Raw genomic sequence first — 242 nt, 5'->3', positions numbered from 1 at the left:
CGCGTAAATCTCTGCTGTCCAGACCCCAATCCCCGACACTTGCGTCAGCACTGCGATCACATCCGCTGTAGGGGCGCCACGTAACGCATTGAAATCAATGCGCGCCTCTGCCAGGGCGCGGGCGTATCGGATCTTCTGGCGGCTGAGGCCGACGGCACGCAGATCGTCCTCCGTTGCCCAGAGGATCTTGAGCGGCCCCGTGAGCTTTGCATCCCGCAGGCGGTTCCAGATCGCATTGGCCG

1 pseudogene is annotated in these 242 nt (G+C 63.2%); it reads right to left on the bottom strand.

Annotation, left to right across the window (positions count from 1 at the left end):
• Nucleotides 1-242: pseudogene (locus tag R0J92_RS25925) on the bottom strand (DNA-3-methyladenine glycosylase 2 family protein); the annotation flags it as partial.

The organism is Tritonibacter sp. SIMBA_163, from assembly GCF_046535935.1.
GTDB lineage: Bacteria > Pseudomonadota > Alphaproteobacteria > Rhodobacterales > Rhodobacteraceae > Epibacterium > Epibacterium scottomollicae.
The sequence above is the reverse complement of the archived record's forward strand: the minus strand, read 5'-3'. Positions and strand labels throughout refer to the sequence as shown.